Annotated in this window: 13 protein-coding genes; 11 read left to right on the top strand and 2 right to left on the bottom strand. The window is 40.2% G+C overall.

From position 1 onward, the window contains the following. Positions 1-307 precede the first annotated feature (307 nt). The 5 genes from LZG73_RS15395 to LZG73_RS15375 are packed head-to-tail and all read left to right on the top strand — an operon-like array spanning position 308 to position 11,996. Positions 308-3,115 (top strand): hypothetical protein, encoded by a 2,808-nt coding sequence (locus LZG73_RS15395; protein WP_233851483.1) that lies wholly within the window; start codon positions 308-310, stop codon positions 3,113-3,115. 3 nt (positions 3,116-3,118) lie between these two features. Next, on the top strand, positions 3,119-9,241 hold the full coding sequence (locus tag LZG73_RS15390; RefSeq protein ID WP_233851481.1) for a DEAD/DEAH box helicase: 6,123 nt from the start codon (positions 3,119-3,121) through the stop codon (positions 9,239-9,241). Next, positions 9,238-10,314 carry a PD-(D/E)XK nuclease family protein gene (locus tag LZG73_RS15385; RefSeq protein WP_233851472.1) on the top strand — a complete coding sequence of 359 codons (1,077 nt, stop codon included), beginning with the start codon at positions 9,238-9,240 and terminating at the stop codon, positions 10,312-10,314. Before LZG73_RS15390 ends, LZG73_RS15385 begins: the two co-directional genes overlap by 4 nt. Further along, complete coding sequence (locus LZG73_RS15380) at positions 10,307-10,861, top strand: hypothetical protein (RefSeq protein WP_233851469.1); 555 nt, start codon at positions 10,307-10,309, stop codon at positions 10,859-10,861. Before LZG73_RS15385 ends, LZG73_RS15380 begins: the two co-directional genes overlap by 8 nt. 1 nt (position 10,862) lies before the next feature. Continuing rightward, the gene (locus LZG73_RS15375; RefSeq protein ID WP_233851467.1) at positions 10,863-11,996 is read left to right on the top strand and encodes a DNA cytosine methyltransferase; all 1,134 of its coding nucleotides are present in this window, start codon (positions 10,863-10,865) and stop codon (positions 11,994-11,996) included. Between the two features lie 440 nt (positions 11,997-12,436). Here the strand turns inward: LZG73_RS15375 and LZG73_RS15370 are convergent, their stop codons facing one another. Both LZG73_RS15370 and LZG73_RS15365 read right to left on the bottom strand, forming a co-directional pair. Beyond that, entirely contained in the window at positions 12,437-13,348 is a 912-nt protein-coding gene (locus tag LZG73_RS15370; protein WP_233851465.1) for an IS3 family transposase, read from the bottom strand. 11 nt (positions 13,349-13,359) lie between these two features. Beyond that, positions 13,360-13,626: a transposase gene (locus LZG73_RS15365; protein WP_233851463.1), complete on the bottom strand. Its 267-nt coding sequence runs from the start codon at positions 13,624-13,626 to the stop codon at positions 13,360-13,362. A gap of 418 nt (positions 13,627-14,044) precedes the next feature. On the opposite strand from LZG73_RS15365, the gene LZG73_RS15360 reads away from it, so the two are divergent. The 6 genes from LZG73_RS15360 (at position 14,045) to LZG73_RS15335 (ending at position 18,188) form a co-directional block, all read left to right on the top strand. Continuing rightward, entirely contained in the window at positions 14,045-14,446 is a 402-nt protein-coding gene (locus tag LZG73_RS15360; protein ID WP_233851452.1) for a hypothetical protein, read from the top strand. Next, on the top strand, positions 14,436-15,134 hold the full coding sequence (locus LZG73_RS15355; protein ID WP_233851450.1) for a hypothetical protein: 699 nt from the start codon (positions 14,436-14,438) through the stop codon (positions 15,132-15,134). The genes LZG73_RS15360 and LZG73_RS15355 overlap by 11 nt, the downstream gene beginning before the upstream one ends. Next, positions 15,127-15,645 (top strand): hypothetical protein, encoded by a 519-nt coding sequence (locus tag LZG73_RS15350; RefSeq protein ID WP_233851449.1) that lies wholly within the window; start codon positions 15,127-15,129, stop codon positions 15,643-15,645. Before LZG73_RS15355 ends, LZG73_RS15350 begins: the two co-directional genes overlap by 8 nt. A gap of 202 nt (positions 15,646-15,847) precedes the next feature. Continuing rightward, a complete protein-coding gene (locus LZG73_RS15345) occupies positions 15,848-16,510 on the top strand; it encodes a plasmid mobilization protein (RefSeq protein ID WP_233851447.1) in 663 nt (220 codons plus the stop codon). Beyond that, positions 16,507-17,352 (top strand): relaxase/mobilization nuclease domain-containing protein, encoded by an 846-nt coding sequence (locus LZG73_RS15340; protein WP_233851446.1) that lies wholly within the window; start codon positions 16,507-16,509, stop codon positions 17,350-17,352. The genes LZG73_RS15345 and LZG73_RS15340 overlap by 4 nt, the downstream gene beginning before the upstream one ends. A 278-nt stretch (positions 17,353-17,630) precedes the next feature. Further along, positions 17,631-18,188, top strand: coding sequence for an antirestriction protein ArdA (locus tag LZG73_RS15335; protein WP_233851444.1), 558 nt, complete (start codon positions 17,631-17,633; stop codon positions 18,186-18,188). Positions 18,189-18,553: the final 365 nt, after the last annotated feature.

The raw sequence follows: 18,553 nt of genomic DNA, 5'->3' as shown, positions 1-18,553 counted from the left end.
GAAACTTAAAGGGCTTCGGATGCTTAATTGTTGATTGAAATGCTGTGCCGTCAGAGTTACTCAGATTTGATAGAGTCTTACCAATGAAACTTTTGATCCCATGCAATTAACAGTAAATGGATGCCAAGATTATTTTCAGCATACGCAACCTCACATTAATGGATTAACTATCGTGGCTTTCATTCAATGGCCAACCACTACACTTTATTGCCTACAATCTAATTTTATCTGATTTTTGTATAACTTGCTTTCCTACTTTACAACCCTGACTCTAAATTCATTAATTACATAATGGAAAGACTTGAAAATGAATTACATACAATGGAATAATGTCATATCTAGCTATTTCTTCAACACCTCAAATGCAGGTAAAAGTGTCTACCTTTATTTAACAAAAGGGGACATTATTCATTTAGCCAAACAGCACTTCCAAGATTCGGCAGACGATGCGATTTGGGTAGACTTCATCAAAGCAATTAAATGTGGGTTGCATGGATCTGCTGGGAATATTATTGAAAAGTCAAGATACACTTATAATAAACGTTTTTTGTTAAAAATTAATAATGACGAAATCAGCTATCCCCTGTACATCACTTATTTGGTATTTCTTATTCTACCATTAACAACAAAGATTGAAGGATCTTACAATGCAATTAACTACTACGATCGATTAAATGACTTCCTAGCTACCAATCAAATAAAAGAAAAAATTGGAACTTCCGATTTTCGAAATAATCAATTCAATCTATTATGGGGTGACCTGAGTGATTGGGCGAATGGGAAAAAAAAAGGTGACCTAGGTATGTTTTTGGTTATACCATTTACAAATACTAAATGGATCTACGTAGGGAAAATATTTTCTCAATGCATCTTTCCTCCAAAATCAATAAGGCGTCTTCCAGAACTGTTCTTGCATTCAGGAATGATACCTGATTCGAATTATTCCAATGCTGAATTAAAGAGGTTTATCCTACAAAATGGCTCATCAATCCTGGGACTATCTAACAATACGCTCGACTCAATAAGGAAAGATGAAAATGATGAATTGGGAAGATCTATTATTGAAACGGTAAGAAGAGAGTATACAAAGTGGACAGGTGAATCTCATACGACAGATGGATTAGTGCCTAAACGTAACGACGTAACGTCAAGAATATATTTACAAATGCAACCCTTCGATAATGAAGGACGAGTAAAGCTCTCATTTCGTATAAGGTCTATAAATGACTTTCCTGAGGATCTAACGTTCAATGGATTATTAATCAAATCAGAAACAAACAATTTCTCGAAAACAATTTATCTTCCATTTAAGTCATCGTTTCAGTTAAGGGATAACTTTAATAAGTGGGTAGCAAAGTTTTTAGATAAGGATATCTATCTTTTTGTCGGGGCAGGGACATTTCAATTAAGTTCAAGCTATTGGCTTGAGACTGATAACCTGATTAAAGCAAACTGGATGTACCTAATGTTCAGAAATTCAACCAGGGAAAAGATTTACTCTTGGATTAGTGAATATTGCTCAAAGTTTGAGGATCAAAGTGACTTTGAGGGAGTTCCAGCGGGCTATTCCCTGTTTAAAATTCTAGATCCTAACAAGGGATTGGATAACGTTCCGGAATTAACATTTATAAAGGAGAAGCGAATTGAAGTTGTTGATGCCTTAGCGGTGAATTTCCGTACATTAACTGATGATTTCATGCCGGAAGTTCAAGTTCTGAATTCTGACAGTACCGAGAAGGTTTACATACAATATAATAATAGTAGTGAAAAGTATTTACTGGAAAGGAAAATGAATAGCTTTAACCGCTGGGTTCTTCCTAAAGAGATATCGCTATATGCTGATTTTAATATAAAGGTAGACGAAAATCCATCTGATGGGGATAGTATCACCTATAAGATCGTGTCATCAGATGAATCAGCAATGTTGCTAGATGATAGTATACTTCCAATAAGGGATTCATTCGGCCTTATCAAAACAGTGGAGAATGGCCCATATTCAGTTGGAAGTAACACCATTGGCGTTTCGCAGCTTAGGCAGCAACCGTATGTTCATTTATTTCGGGGGATAAAGGAAGATTACTCTGATAACGTTTTGCATGCTGAATATAATCACACAGCTGGCAATATTCTGATTTCTTACCTTTCGCTGAAGAAGGTCACAACAGTTAGAGATTTTAATTATGCATTCGAATTTCTATATACAAAATACTACGCACATAAGATTCGTGAAGAAAATTTCAACTACTCAAGGTTGAAAAGAACAGCTTTAACATATCTTGACTATCTTGGATTTCTTGACTATGATTATGAAACAAGAGCAATAGTAATGAATCCTCCACGATTTATACTTATACCATCAAGTAAAGGAAGGAAAGTTCTATTTATTGGTGGGCGGGATAGGTTTCTTATCAAAAAAATTGTAGATGCTGCTGCGGCTTACAACTTACAAGTAGAAATCACCCAACATTTGAAGTCAAACGAGGACCTGATGTTACCTGATGTAATTACAATAAGGGCCTTCGGAGGCGTATCCAAGAATTTTGGAGAAAAGGACTTAATAGCATTTGCGACGAAAATGAATATCCCGTTTAATCCGGAAATATTGGTACAATTGAGCTTACAACACTTCTCCGCGAGCATTATGGACTACGAGAAAGACCTATTGTCTTCTAAGGAATCGTCAGTAACTTATGATGATTGGGCCAGATATATATTTAATGAAAATACTTTTTCATTAGAAAAGTTCCAATTTGATAATTTCGAAAAAAAATACTCTCTTTATGAATATCGCTTAACGCCATGGGAATTCCACCATCGTCTTTGGGTGGATGATAAATGCTACAGCGTCGATAAAAATTGGGGCAGATACCTCGTATTAAAACATCATCAAAAGAATGCCATCCTGTATAATAAAGATAATGAAAGAGTAGCAATTCCGGTTGGTCTACCATTGCCAAGGTTACTAGCGGAATCCATCATGCTGTTAAGTGGATATGCACCGGAGTATAGGCGAATTAATAATATGCCTTATAGGATTTACGAAAACATTCCGAGTATCATAATTCAAAACCTTTTTCAAAAGCTATCTCAACAGACCACCATAGTTAATTTTTAGTATATGAGAGATCCAATTGGCTCATTTGAAACAATAAAGAAGAATTTTATTCGGTATGTTGAAACTGCATTTGGAACAAAGTTTCCAGGTCTAGAAAAAGAACGATACGCCTTACTCAACTATGATAAAGTTCTATACCGAAAACCATGGATAGAGCCAATGTCCGAATATGTATCCAGTGGAAAAAAAATATCTGATCTATCCCTTCATGACCTAGGAAACGCTCTGACTGATGTCCAAGCAGAAACATTCAAGGCGCTTGTTGAGAAAGGTTTGTTTCCAACCGGTGCTAAGCTTCATGAGCATCAAGCGGAAATGTTAAGAGAGGCATTAGCCGGTAACAATTGTATTATCACTTCTGGCACAGGCTCAGGAAAAACAGAGTCATTTCTACTTCCCCTTTTCGCACAACTATCAAAGGAGTTGACAGGTTGGTCGTCTGCTAACAATAAACCAGCAACTGTAGATACGTGGTGGAAGCCAGTAGCAGATGGTGGTTTGACACCTGGCCAAATCGTTAACACTAGCAACTTTACTTTAAGCGATGCAGTGCAGCAACGGAAACACGAAACAAGGCCCTCCGGCGTCAGAGCTCTAGTCCTCTATCCGATGAATGCCTTAGTTGAAGATCAGATGAGTAGGTTAAGGAAAGCTCTTGATTCAGATGAGACGCGGATTTGGCTAAATAAAAAAGCCCGGGGTAATGCTATTTTTTTTGGAAGGTATAACGGAAGTTCACCGATTCCTGGTGAATTAAGGAAGAAAAACGAAGCTAGGCCGGATTCTATTAACGCAAAGAAAGTTAACCTTCTAAAGGATCAACTAGCCCAAATTGATATCGATGCTAGCAAAGTTAGAAAATATGTTAGGGAAAACAATCTTGAAGGTGCTGATGCAAAGGACTTGATCTCATTTTTCCAACGCCTTGATGGCGCTGAAATGCGATCCCGATTTGATATGCAGATCACTCCTCCGGATATTTTGATAACGAACTATTCTATGTTAAGTATCATGTTGATGCGGTCAATTGATTCTGGGATATTTGAACAAACAAAAAGATGGCTTGACGCAACGGATGTACAAGAATCAGAAAGGCTGGCAGCAAAGAAAGATAGGATTTTCCATTTAATAATTGATGAACTGCATCTCTATAGGGGAACACAAGGGACCGAAGTGGCCTATCTGCTTAAACTTGTGCTTAATCGTCTGGGATTGGCACCAAATCATCCGCAAGTAAGGATTCTGGCATCAAGTGCCTCACTTGAACCAGAGGACGGGGCAAGTAAAAAATTTTTAGATGATTTCTTCGGAATCGATAGTACCATAAAGCCTTTTAAAATCATTCAAGGCCATAATATTAAGATTCAAGCTCTTTCAGAAAATGAGGAAAAGTTGCCGGTAAGTGCATTCAAAGAATTGGCAAGAGCTTATGACCTAGCGTCAGGTGAAATCACGAATACTGATTTTATTGCTGCATGCGAACACTCAGCAGGCATGCTAGCAAGCCAATTTAATATAGTGGGCACGGGAAGCAATATTGAAAGGCTTTTGAGTGTTATTGCCGATCCATCGTTAAAAATAAAGGAGCGGCTATATGATGCGTGCGCTTTTTCAGTAGGAGGCCAAATCAGTTATAAAGCTGTTTGTTCTATAAGAACAAAAGGTGATCTAGAAGACACAAAGTATTTTGCAGAAACTCTATTTGGAGACACTTCTTCAAAACTGGATTTGCAAAATGCATTAAGGGGTTTGCTAATTACAAGAGCGTTATTTGATGAATCGCAATTTAGTAATATATATATTCCTGAGGAGCGGAAATTGCCCCGTTTTAGATTTCACTATTTCTTCCGTAATATCGAGGGGATGTGGGCGTCGGTTAAGGCAGATGATATTCACAGTGATTATGCAGATGATGAGAGAACTGCTGGAAAACTTTACTCAACGACTAAAATAAATTCGGAAGCTGGTAATAGAATTTTGGAATTACTATACTGTGATAACTGTGGTACGACCATGTTTGGCGGCAGTCGATTAGTATCGGAAAGCGGGACATTTGAGTTGCTTCCAATAAGCCCAAATATAGAAGGTATTCCGGAGAAAACGCCTGCTAAACTTGTTGAAAAGAGAAGTTATCAAGAATATGCTCTCTTTTGGCCACTCGGTAAACAAACCTACGATCCGGCACTATGTGAACCTCCAATTAATCAGAACAGTTTCTGGAGACAGACTACTGTCAATGGTTTTGATCAAAATAATTTCGAAGCTCAGTGGGTGGAAGCGTCTCTAAACCGGATTTCAGGTGATCTCGATACATCGTTTGAAAAGGCAGAAGTGGCTCCACGGGACTGGATAAAGGGATATTATTTTATGATCCGCGGTGACAAAGATGGAGCGCTTGTAGACATTGCCCGCCCCAATGCGATGGGCGATATTGACACTACCGAAACTCATAGGGCTTTGCCTAACGTTTGCCCTTGCTGCGGAATAAATCATCAAAAGCACAGGCAGGCGTCAGATAAAAGGAAGACTTCTTCCATTAGGGGATTTAGAACTGGTTTTGCCAAGACCACCCAAATGTTTGCGAAGGAACTTGTCTACCAGTTGCCTGCAAGTGAAACACAACGAAAACTAGTAGTTTTTTCAGACAGTCGTGAAGACGCCGCGCAGGTAGCGAATGGAATTGAAAGGAATCACTTCACTGATCTAGCAAGGGAAATTCTAATAGATGAATTGCACAAAAAGGTGCTAACAAAGTATAAAATAGTTACCGCGATTGATGCGAACGAGACCGAAAAAGTTGAGAAATTTAAAAATACGAATAAGGATGAGTTTCTTGAAGTTGAAGGGCTTATTCAACTATCGCAACTGCCAGGAAATAATCCACTTATTTTAATACAGCGATCAAACGCAAATCAACAGCTTGAAAAAATTAGGCAGAAGATTTTCAGCGTTAGAGAGCTTGTCGACATTACAAATTCAGTAAACTTGGCACCTCTTATAAAGCACCTGGTGGGTCTTGGAGTAAATCCCGGAGGAAACGATATCAATATTCAAACACGACTACTAAGTGGGCAGTTTGTGTCTTGGTACGATTTAGTAGAGTCTGCGTCGGGGTACCAATGGACAGCAGGTGCCGATCCAACGTTTATTAGAGACTTGAAAGATGGAGCATTTACTAATTTGGCTACAATTTTCTTCGGCTCCTTGTTTTATTCATTTGAGTCATCCGCATTGGGATACGTATGCATTAATCCTGATCTAGAAATAATTAGCAGGCAAGCAGCAACTGTACATTTGGGGAAATCTCAATTCTTACAAATAATTAATTCATCAATTAGGATTTTAGGAGATAAGTATAAACACAACAAAAACGATGAAGCCGATCCCTTCAATTTTACTGATTTTAATCGGTTTCCAAGGCACCTTAAACGGTACATAACGGCTGTGGCTGATAAATTATCTAAAAATCCAAGGGACTTAGGGATAGCAGTATTTAATACACTATTTGACAGTGGTATTTTAAGTGGGTCGAAAGGAATTATAATAGAGGAACTGTTTATAAAAGTTTCGGAAGGGACCGAAACCGTATGGACTAGCCCAAGAGGCAAACGGCCACATTTGCATTTAAGTGGAGGTATTTGCACTCTATCGCTGGCAGCACTTAACATGCCGGCTAACATTATCTGTGACGACATTTGGGGGAAAAATTATTTATCCTACAATGCACTAAAAGAAAACCGAGAACCAATACGGCTGCACTGTGAAGAATTGACCGGGCAAACTGACAACCAGTTCGAGCGTCAACGGCATTTTAGGAATATAATCTTGCCTGACGAAGGTAATAAGCAAGTAAAGACTATCGACGTGTTAAGCGTGACAACAACCCTAGAGGTTGGAGTTGACATTGGGGCATTACAAGCTGTAATGCTTGCCAATATGCCGCCACAGCGATTTAATTACCAGCAAAGAGTGGGACGCGCGGGGCGAAGAGGCCAAGCTTATTCAACTGTTCTCACTTTCTGCCGTGGTAGAAGCCATGATGAGTTTTTCTTTTCAAATCCGCACAAGATTACGGGGGATGCTCCTCCCACTCCATTTCTGACAATGGGGCAGGAAAGGATATTCAAGCGCTTACTTGCGAAAGAAATTTTACGTATTGCTTTTAGTAGCATACAAATTAATGTGAACAATGATGAAGATAAGCCTAGTGTCCATGGCGAGTTTGGGGCGGTTAGCAACTGGGCAGCTTATAAAATACAAATAGAAGACTGGATTATTTCAAATAGGCAATCGGTTGAAGTAGCAGTTGAGGCGCTAATTACGCCTGCCTTATTAGTACAGAAAGCCGAATTTATAAATTGGGTATGCGATACGACAGATCAGAACGGGCTTATTGAAAAAGCACATGCAGTGATTAATAATGAAGAGATATCTTCCTTGGATATTTCAGAAAAGCTGGCAGAGGGTGGAATACTCCCAATGTTTGGAATGCCCACAACAGTTAAGAACTTATACCACGGTATTAATAAAAAACTAGAGCCACTATCTATCAATAGGCAACAGTCCATGGCCATTTATGAGTTCGCCCCAGGTGCACAGAAAACAAAAGACAAAGCTATTCATACAGTTATCGGCTTTACAAGTAATTTTATTACAAAAAAAACCGGCCACATAGACAAAGTAACAAATGCGCCGACAAGCAATAACTCACCATTTTCGCTCAATAGATGGTTCGTTCGCTGTAGGTCGTGCGGTTTTTTTGAGACCTATTCAGAAGCTTCCAAAATGGAACTTGAAAGTCAAAATGCATTAGATGATTGTCCCCACTGCGGTGAGAAAGGTCCAGACAAATATCAGAAGCCAGTCAAATTGAAATCACCAAGGGCTTATCGTACAAATTTGTCAGCCGGTGATGATTCAAAAGATGATTTAGAGCTCGTACTTTCAAGACCTCCCATTTTTGCGGAGAAACAAACAGATCCTTTTAATCCGGACCAACATCAAATCTACAACAATTCTGCTTTGACTTTAAGTGACAAAGACGTCACATGGAGGATTAATACGAACGCTGATTTATACTTTACCGGGAGATTATACAGTACAAATAATAGATTTCCTTTCGATTCTAGCGGATACTGGTTTAACGATCAATGGCTCTCAAGCGATTTAGCAGCTAATTCCAACGGTTACGGTTATTCAAACGATATACGTAGAGATACTTCGCAAGATGAACAGATAGCTTTGGCAAGTACCAAGAAAACTGAAATTTTCAGAGTGGCGCCCGCCAGTGTTGCTCGTGAGCTCGATTTGAATATGTTTTCTAAAACGACAGATCTCCCCTATAACAAAGCGAAAGCTAGTGGTGTTCGGTCCGCATATTATTCTGCAGCTTTTTTATTGCAACGAGTATTGGCGGACAGGCTTGATGTCGATCCGGCCGAGATTGAGATTGCTGACATAACGATTAAAAAGCTCGATGATGGAACAGATAGGGACGTTGCAGAAATAATTTTAACAGATGAATTGCCGAATGGTTCAGGATTTGTGAGACATCTTTTCAACAATTTTGGGGCCATTCTTGGGGAAACAGTTATGCCATCAGAGCTTAAGAGCTATTTGGGGAAAATTCACGGTGACGAGCACCTCAATAACTGCAAGGATGCCTGTTATGACTGCTTGAAGGTTTTTCGAAATATGAGCTATCATAGTCTTCTTGATTGGAGATTGGGGGTGTCAATGATGCGAATAATGAATGATCCCAATTATTTGTGCGGCGCTGATGGGGAATTTCACAAGTTTATAGAGATAAGAGATTGGCTAGCATTTGCAACATCGTTACGTGACTCTTTCTTTGAATCTTTCTTTTCAAGCAATCCTGCGGCAGAGAAAAACGAGATTGATGGTCTGCCTGTAATCTATTTTTTTGGACAAAATAAGAAGCATGTTATAATGATCGCACACCCATTTTGGGACTTGAACAACGTTAGAGAAACGAATTGGCTTGCCGAGGTTAAATCGAAAATTGATAAGTATGCTGCATCAAGAAATGGAAAGGTGAGCATTATGGATACATTTAATCTTCACCGGAGGCCAGGATGGTGTTATGAAAAACTAATTGCTAGATGATCAAGAAAGTCAAAGAAGTTTCTTACAGAAAAATTAGCAGGATTTCACCAAGTCAATTTTACTCCATGAGGAATTGTGCCTATAAAATGGTGCTGGCCGAAGCTTTTGAAAAGAAACCTCTACTACCGGCCTCTCCTAACGCCTATCTTGGCACAGTGCTGCATAAAGTATTAGAAATGACTATTAACGGTATAATCAAAAACAAAATCGATTTTGACAAGGCATTTGATGAGCATATAATATTTGAGGAAGAGAGATTAATTAAAGATGGGTATGCATTCTTTGTTCCGTTGAGAAATAATGTTTTAAACTTGGGAATAAAAAAAATTCTGCTGCTAAAACATTTGAAAAGCACTTCCCAAATACCTAATAATTCTAACAAGAAAATGACGGCTTTTACTGAACGATGGCTCGAATCAGACAACAAAAAAATTGCTGGTAAAGTTGATTTAATTACGGAAGAGGCTGGACATGTCCAGATTACTGACTTTAAAACAGGTAGAATTACAGAGGAGGTAGCAGATAATACAGGCGCGCTGGTTTTCGATATTAAAAGTGAATATAAACATCAGATGAAGCTTTATGCATACTTATATTATGAGCAGAGTGGACAATGGCCTAATCAACTGGTATTAGCTGATTTAACAAAACAGAAGTTTTCGGTTGAATTTACAGCTCAAGAATGCACAACGGTTTATGAGGAGGCGATAGAATTACTTCGGTTGACAAATGAATGTATTGAAACAAAAACTTTCTCAGCTGATCCTTCGCCAAAAAAGTGCGGATGCTGTTTATACAGACCGGGATGTTCGTTTTATTTAGAGCATCTGAAAGCTGACTACTCGTTTCAGGATGTTATTGGAGTAATAACAAGCGTAGTTAGGTATTTGAATGGAAATGTCACAGTGCTTCTGCATAACAAAGACATCCCAATTACGATCACAAGCTTTCCAAGGGAAGAATATGACGAGTTTAACAAAAGAAAAGGAAAACAAATAAGTATCTTCAATGTAAAAAAGGAAAAGGCAGATTTCCTTTTCTCGGCATCAAAAAAGACAATTATATATGAGTAAAGTAATACCTTTTAATTTTCTTAAAACGTCAGATTTAATTAAAGGAGCGACATATGAGGGAGGAATTGCCTCTAATTTGTCTAGTGAACCTATTTCGAAACTGTTGCCCGTCGGTAATCAAGCCGGTATCCGTTTTATAGGAACTGTTGCCACTCCTAGATTGGTTGTACTATATACAACGTTAAATGATAGAGACTGGCCTGACGAACTAACATCTGACAAAGTCATCTATTTTGGCGACAACAAATCACCAGGAAAAGAAATACATGATACAATTGGAAATCAAGTGCTTAGGTCTATTTTTCATAGTTTTTATTTAAGAAAAAGTTATCCACCAATTCTTCTGTTTTCTAAGGGGTTCAAAGGATTTGATAGAATATTTCGGGGTATATTGGCTCCCGGATACGAAGGATTGAATGAAATGGAAGATTTAATAGCAGTTTGGAGAACGAAGGAAGGGGAACGCTTTCAAAATTATAGGGCCGTTTTCAACATATTACCTGTTGAAATTGTAGAAAGGGATACGTTAGAATCTATTATAATGTAAAATGCCGGAAATTATTCAGCCATATAATTTGCCTTTACTTTCTTTTTTTTCGGGTGGTGGATTTCTTGACATGGGTTTTGAGATGGCCGGCTTTGAAACAGTTTTTTCAAATGAGCTTGATCAGGACTTTGCTAAATTTTATAGCGAGGGAATGTCTAGTTGGTCAGGTAAAAATAGAAAAATTACAATTGTTGGTGATATTGCAGGCATTCCAAAGGAATCCCTGCCGATAAATATGAAGCGTCCATTTGGGATAATTGGTGGTCCTCCTTGCCAAGATTTCTCTATAAGGGGTCATAAGACTGGATTTGATGGATTGCGCGGCACCTTGACATATCACTTTTATGAGAAAATTATGGATTTACAGCCAACATTTTTTCTAATGGAGAATGTTCCCGGGTTGGTAATGTTGAAAAAAACAAAAGAAGCATTCAAAGAGATTTTGGAATTATTTGAAGAGGATTATTTTATCAGTATGAGTAAATTAAATTCACTTCACTTTGGTTCACCTCAATTTAGAGAGCGCCTCTTCATCTTTGGAATTAGAAGATCACTCATGTCGAAGCGTCAAGGTTCAAATGTGTCATTTACCTGGCCTAAACCACTTTTTCCGCGAGCGGAAAAAATGTATAATTGGGGCGAGCCGGAATTCAAGAAAACTGATCTTGCTATGTTAATGGAGGATCCTCCAAAAAAATTATGCGTTAGTTCCATCTTGATTGAAGGGATTAAGATGAACGAGATACCCAACGGGCAAGAATACTTTAACTTCAAGAGTTTTGAAAAGGTAGGGAGTATTTTAGAGGGTGATACTTATAGGCCATCTTTCAAAAGATTGCACAGAAATAAATATAGTCCAACGGCATGTTATGGAAATAATGAGGTTCATGTACACCCAGTGGAGCACAGAAGGATTTCTGTTAGGGAGTCCCTAAGAATTCAGGGGTTGCCTGACTCTTACATTTTGGAAACCAAAGGGAATCTAACCAAAAAATTTAAGATGATAGGAAATGGAGTTCCTGTTCCATTAGCCAGAGCAGTAGCAGATTCTATTATTATTTTTTTAAAAGAAATCGAAGTCATTAAGATGGATTGTCATTTGGTTCCAGATGATTCATCGGTGAGTAATAGCTGAGTTTTTTCACAACGATCTTAGGTTACCAATTGTTTATAAAATGTTGTTAAACATTGCTGAGTAAAGTTCTCAAGGCCATTCATGCTTGGCGGGAATTAGTTGAGTTGGTAGTTATCTATGGTAAATGGGCTTGTGTAATATTGATATAATGCTAGGCCTAACAAATTTACAACTGCTAACCCTCATGGGATTAAAAATTGGGGTCAGCTTAGGCCAATTGCCTATTGTCCAGTAAATAGCGGTTTCATTTACTTTTGCAATATTTCTACAAGCACTTTCCTTGTGTCAAGACGCCAATCTCGCTAGAGCGCCCACCTTCTATTGACTCTCAGCCTTCCAAAGCTATCTGGACTCATCAACGAGTGAATAAACATCACCAATTTCAGTCGTCATTAGATGAATTGTAATCAAAGAGCATTTTACTTGAAGGTAAGAGGTTGCTAGATGCAGGCAATAATGTAGAAACACTGTAAGCTTCCCATTTTTAGAGGGGTGGCGAGGTAGACTTGGTTGTTGATTGTAACAGTTAATTCTTCTTTTTTCACGGCATTTTCTTTCAATAGTATGTGCTTCTGATTTGGCGTTAGTCCCTTCATTGACCTGTGCGGGTGCTTACTGTTGTAATTGTCAAGCCATTTGTCTGACAAAATGCGCAGCTGTTCCAGAGAATCAAAAAAGTGTGCATCCAAGACGTCTTCGCGGTAGGTTCTGTTTAATCTTTCTTTGTAACCATTCTGCAGTGGCTTTCCCGGCTGGATGAATTTTTGCTCAATCTGCTTTTCTTCGAACCATTTAGCCAGTTTCTTGCTGATGAACTCCGGGCCATTGTCAGTTCTTATTAATAATGGCAACCCTCGTTCTAGCTCTAACTGCTGCAAAACTTGTATCACGTTACCAGCACAAATGGAATAGTCCGCATGTGCTGCAGGCGCCTCTCTGCTGGCATCATCCATGACTATTAATGTTCGTACACTTTTGCCCGAGCTAAGAGCATCACTGACAAAATCCATGCTCCAGGTTTCATTCAAAGTCTTCGCCTCAATTAAAGGCTGTTTCGGTCTTTTCATAATGCGCCTTTTTCGCTTACGCCTTAATTTGAGATCCATACTTCGATAGATTCGAAGCACTCGTTTGCGATTCCAAGGCAGGCCTCTATTCCGCAAATTGCCGTAATACCAATCGAAACCTCGGGTCGGATGTTCTTCTGCCAGCTCATTAAGCATGTCTATAACAGGCAGGTCGTTCTTGACCGTTTTGTAATAAAAAACACCCGTGCTCAACTGCAAAATTCTACATGCCCGCTCAATGCTAAATCCCGCTTCCTGAGAAGTATCGGAAGCAATTAGCCGCATCTGAGCAGGCCTTAAAGCTTTTTTTCGATGATCTCTTTTGCAAGTCTGTGATCAAGAGCTAATTCCGCATACATGTGTTTCAGACGGCGGTTCTCCTCCTTGAGTGCCTTCAATTCAGAAAGTTCCGAAGCCCCCATGCCGCTGTACTTCTTGCGCCAATTGTACAATGTAGCCTCGGAAACGCCATTTTCCCGAGCGACGTCATTTGCCTGTTTGCCAGAATCCAAGTCTTTGAGGATTTTGACGATCTGAGTTTCTGTGAATGTGTTTCGCTTCATAGCAGATTAAATTAAAAAATGTGTCTAATTCATCACCACTCTGTTTTTAGGGAAGCTTACAACACGTCTATAAAAATACATTCATTGCTTCCTAACTATCTATAAAACAACCTGTTCACTAGATAAACATCTTGTTTTGTATTGGTAGCAATTCGAAATTTGTTCGTCTAAACCAGTAGTTTTATGTTAGAAAACAATTTCGAATCAACTTTTTGTTTGAAGCTCCCAACTATCAAAAATCAAGATAGGGCGAGAATAGTCTTCATGAGTGTCACGGTGAATCGTCCCAGGGACACCATTCCTACGAGAATGTGGCATGCGTCCCAGTGGAGTGTGCCAACTAGACGTAAAATCAAAAACAGAATACCTATTAAGGATCTCAGGTCTAGTCTTATCACCCGTGTAAAACAATTTCGTGATGAAGGTCAATAAAGAAATCTTAATTGATCTATTCGAGCGAAAGGATAAGAAACGGAGAAAGATCCTTTATGAACTTTATGCGGAGTTGGTGTTAACATCGCTCTCGGCGCATTATGTCGCAGAAATGATCAGTTCGGATTTGGGAAAACCTGAGCTGATCGATGCCGATGATGTGCGCTATTGTCGATATTATTTTCGGAAAATGCCTAAGCTGTTTAAAAAGCTTCCTGGTAAGACAGAACCGCCTCTTCCTTCACCAGCTCCTGAACCTCGGCCGCGACACCCTCATGATATGAGCGTGAAAAATCCTCTTAAAGCACCCTGGTCTGATGGGGATGCAAAGGATATGCAAGACAAAATTTCAGTAAAAACTAAATTCATTAACAAAAATGAGACGTAAATTCAATTTAATACTTCAAGCAAAAGGTGGAGTTGGTAAGAGCCTGCACACTTATCTTCGGGCTTTGTCTGAGAAAGACAAAACTTCGCTTTTCGTCGATCTGGATAGTTCAACCCAAACGTCCACTCGTCAACTGGCTTTTCTGGGAGACGAGCGGTTAGAGACCATTTCGCTAATCGATAATCGCGACATGTTAGTCCGGGATCTTTTCATAGGATACATTGAGAGCCTGATGCAGACTCCTTTTGACGAAATCTTTATGGATTTTGGTGCACCCGAAAGTGAGCAGTTCCCTGCGCTTGTTTCGAGAGATCTGGACTTTAAGGAATGGTGTGATGAGGTAGATGCAGATGCTGTGTTCCATATCATAATAGGTGGCGGCGGGGCTTACCGTGCGAGCGTCGAGTATTTGCAAAAAATGATTGAGGTTCTAGAAGGCAAGTTTAGAATTTTGGTCTGGGAAAATGTGTTTAGTTTCCGACAATTCTCGCGTCTGTCAGAAGAATTGGCTAATAACTGCGCTGCACTCGGGTTGGAACACATCAGGTTTGGTGATTTCGAGGCAAACTCTTTACTCGGAAGCCAGATTTTGGATGGTATCAGGAATGGATTTCCTTTGGAAAATTATGGGCCTGGTGCGAGACTAAGGTTGAAAAAAGAAATCCGAGAAAGCTTTTGCCATGCATAGTAGAACCGAACTCAATCACATTAAGGGAAAGTACGCGCAGAAATACTCCCAGGAAATCGATGACTGGTCTGCTTTGTTGCTAGCCGAGGTTGAAGAACACTTTGAACGCATTAAGGCCGAAGTCGATCAATCCGTAGACACAATCGACAAAGCAGCAGCTGCAATAAATAGCAACCAACGACCGGTTCATTTTTCCGACAAAAAGCAAGCTTTCAATTATGGCCTGGCGGTGAGTCTTCCATGGTCTGTTGTTGCGATCGTTTGCTCGTGTTTATTTTCTTGGCTTGTCTCAACTGACGAGGAGTATCGAGAGCGTCGCAGGATTGTCGAGGCTTACGAAAATGCACCAGCCTATCGTCTTCTAATGCAGAATGGCGAGATTGTGCAGGATGAGCGTGGGAATTTTTTGAAGCTTCGACCTCAGGGCAAAAAAGGGGATGTGTTGATCGGGCGAGAATACATTTTTGACAAAAAGAGTAAGGAAATGCTCATTCCACTGGGGCGGAACTAACTCCCCGTTAGTCTGAAATCAGGCTTCGAGCATTTTCAAACAAAGACAGACAAACTCAAACATTTTCGGGAACCACGGTGGTTTTTCCACAGCCAGCTATCGCCGGTACGTCGCAAAAAGCGACTTCCCGGCGGCTGGCCATGGGAAAACCCCTGGACCCCTGCTATTCGCCTCGCGGCTCATAGCTTAAAACGCAGACGTTATGGAAAGCAAAAGAAAAGGAAGACCGCCGAAAGAGGAGAAGGTTGTGCGAAGGGACCACTTTTCTGTATGGGTTACCAAAGACGAAAAAAACAGGATCAATCAGCTCGTCGAAAAGAGCGGGCTTTCAGCAAGCCAATTCTTTCTAACACTGGCATTGGACGTTCCCATCAAACGGCCGCAAAAGAAAACATTGCCCGCCCGAACGGCAGAGATGATCCGGACACTCGAACAGCTTAGCGGCATTCTGTCACTCGCCGTTTTGAAAACAAAGGATCATCAGATGCAAAGCCGGCAATGGATGCAGAGCAGTCAACACCTGCGCTTACTTTCGCAGTTCATCACGCTCTGGATATTTGAAGATTTTGAGATCAGGACATTTCATAAGACGCTCAACAATGTGCAGGAGTGGATGCGCCAGTTGACGCTATACATTCAGCGGATCCTGCCGGAATCTCAAAACAAGACCAGTATTCTTGAAACAACTGAAAACATCTTTCGTAATGCACAAGAGCTACTGGCAAAGTATGAGAGCTACTATCAGCCAAGTGAGCTGACCGGACAGCTTCGGTTATGGAAGTCGGATGTGTCGGATCATCCCGAGCACGTGCATAGGATCATTGAAGAGAAGCTCACGGCAATGCTTAAACGTTTAGACTTATGATTGGAAAAGTCGGCTTGGGAAATTTCGCTAAGGGAATACTGGACTACTGTTATTACGAGAAGAACTTGACAGCAAAACAATCGAAGGAAGTTACGATCGACGATGTGCGGGGAGAGCTCATCTACATTCAGCACCTTGGCATCAAGACCATGCAGGATGGGAGGCTGGACCTAGATTATCTCGCAAAGCAAATGCTAGATAACAGGGATAAAAACAGGAATCTCAATAAATATGTTTGGCATCAATCGTTCAGCTTTCCACCGGGCGAAGATCCCCCCAAAGACAAGCTTACCAGCTTGGCGATAGAATTTGCAAAGGAATTTGGTTTTGCAGAAAATCAAATGCTTGTCTTCAAGCACAACGACACGAGGCATAAGCACATTCATATTGTCGCAAACCGGATCAACTACAACGGCAAAAACACCGCCGATCATTTTAAGAATTATGCGCGGACGGGCGAATTCTCAAGACGAATGGAATTGGAACTTGGACTAACTATAACTTCTGACATGAGCTTGAATCAAAAAGGAATGCAGCAAGCACCAAGGCAGGATACAGCAATTATCAACCTCCGGACTTTGGTTGACCAAGTATTGGCAAAAGCATCTTCAATCGATGAGTTCGGAAGGCAAATGCAAACGCACGGTTTTAAGACGTATATAGGAAGAGGTATAGCCTTTTTCAATATGCAAAATCGGATGAAAGTTAAAGGTTCTGATTTGGGGAAAGACTATTCACTGCAAAATCTTGAAAACCGAATAGGTATGGAGATGTCGCAAGCAATTGTGCCGGTCAAAAGGAAAAAAAAGTCTCGCCGAAAACAACAAGGATTAAGTGTCTAACGAATGTCAGAATAGAGAAGCAGCTGATAACATGTTTTCCTGAGTTTAAAACCACACGCACACTTGTCAGTCAGTGCAACGAAAGTTACGAAGTAAAAAGTGACGGCTGCAAAGTCTGCGGCTATTTACCGCGGCTAGGCGCCCCCGGCTATCGCCGCTCCTTAAACCGCCTCCCGACTTTGCACCCAAGGGGCAAGCCCCGTCACTTTTTCTTCGATTGAAAAAGGCGATTGCCCTGAGCACAAAGACAGGGCTCGTAACTTCAAAGACTTTCAATCATGAAATCATTAGAAAATGCTCCAAGGATTTATGTAGGCACTTACGGAATGTACAACAGCGGTTCACTCTTCGGGAAATGGTTTGACCTGACAAATTACACTGACGCAAAGCAGTTTTACCAGGATTGTTATGAATATCATCGGAATGAATTTGATCCAGAGCTGATGTTTCAAGACTGGGAAAACATTCCGGATTTCTTGATTTCAGAATGTTGTTTGGATGATAAGGCATTTGATTACTTCCAAGCACTGGACGAGATGGACGATGATACAGTGGAAGCTTTCAAGATCTACTGCGAACAGATTAGTAGCTGGCCTGGGAATGGTAAGGCATTAGATGCGCAGGTCGAAAGTTTTCAGGAGAGCTACCGCGGATACTTTGGAGGATCGATGAAGGATGCGAAAATAGAGTATGCTTACCAGTACGTAGAGGAAACTGGAATGTTAGCTGATGCGCCTCTGGTACTTGAACGATATTTTGATTATGAGGCTTTTGCTCGGGATTTGTTTTTAGAAGGGTATAGTGAGGTCGAAGGGTTTGTGTTTGCAGACTATTGAGTTTCCAATGCGAGTTAACCGCCAATCGCCGGTTAACTCGCTGCAAATTAACGTTTCGAATCCTTGTCAATATAAGCAAATCCAGTATGAGTCGCGAATCATGGATGGCAACTTGTTTAAGAGTTGAACTACTTGGCTAGCAAATGATTGAGGTACTCGTTCCAATCCCTCGCTTCCCTCTCTCTCTCTCTCTCTCTCTCTCTGCAAAGCATACTGTAATCAGTTAGTTTTAATTATTACACACATTTTTACACACAAATTCGAGGGCTTGGCAATTAGTTGTCAAGCTTTTTTTTAGGTAATGGAGTTCCTGAGTATGGCTTAACTGTCTATCCCCACAAAGATATAGTTGAGTGGGAATGTCT

The sequence above is a fragment of the Dyadobacter sp. CY326 genome, assembly GCF_021390515.1.
Lineage (GTDB): Bacteria > Bacteroidota > Bacteroidia > Cytophagales > Spirosomataceae > Dyadobacter.
Note: the sequence above shows the minus strand (reverse complement) of the source record. Positions and strands in the feature narration are given on the sequence as shown.

Bases quoted from the DNA above. Each gene is read 5' to 3' on its own strand.
- LZG73_RS15360 (WP_233851452.1), top strand. From the start codon at position 14,045: ATGAAGGTCAATAAAGAAATCTTAATTGATCTATTCGAGCGAAAGGAT.
- LZG73_RS15350 (WP_233851449.1), top strand. From the start codon at position 15,127: ATGCATAGTAGAACCGAACTCAATCACATTAAGGGAAAGTACGCGCAG.
- LZG73_RS15335 (WP_233851444.1), top strand. From the start codon at position 17,631: ATGAAATCATTAGAAAATGCTCCAAGGATTTATGTAGGCACTTACGGA.
- LZG73_RS15390 (WP_233851481.1), top strand. From the start codon at position 3,119: ATGAGAGATCCAATTGGCTCATTTGAAACAATAAAGAAGAATTTTATT.
- LZG73_RS15375 (WP_233851467.1), top strand. From the start codon at position 10,863: ATGCCGGAAATTATTCAGCCATATAATTTGCCTTTACTTTCTTTTTTT.
- LZG73_RS15385 (WP_233851472.1), top strand. From the start codon at position 9,238: ATGATCAAGAAAGTCAAAGAAGTTTCTTACAGAAAAATTAGCAGGATT.
- LZG73_RS15355 (WP_233851450.1), top strand. From the start codon at position 14,436: ATGAGACGTAAATTCAATTTAATACTTCAAGCAAAAGGTGGAGTTGGT.
- LZG73_RS15370 (WP_233851465.1), bottom strand. From the start codon at position 13,348: ATGCGGCTAATTGCTTCCGATACTTCTCAGGAAGCGGGATTTAGCATT.
- LZG73_RS15365 (WP_233851463.1), bottom strand. From the start codon at position 13,626: ATGAAGCGAAACACATTCACAGAAACTCAGATCGTCAAAATCCTCAAA.
- LZG73_RS15395 (WP_233851483.1), top strand. From the start codon at position 308: ATGAATTACATACAATGGAATAATGTCATATCTAGCTATTTCTTCAAC.
- LZG73_RS15345 (WP_233851447.1), top strand. From the start codon at position 15,848: ATGGAAAGCAAAAGAAAAGGAAGACCGCCGAAAGAGGAGAAGGTTGTG.
- LZG73_RS15380 (WP_233851469.1), top strand. From the start codon at position 10,307: ATGAGTAAAGTAATACCTTTTAATTTTCTTAAAACGTCAGATTTAATT.
- LZG73_RS15340 (WP_233851446.1), top strand. From the start codon at position 16,507: ATGATTGGAAAAGTCGGCTTGGGAAATTTCGCTAAGGGAATACTGGAC.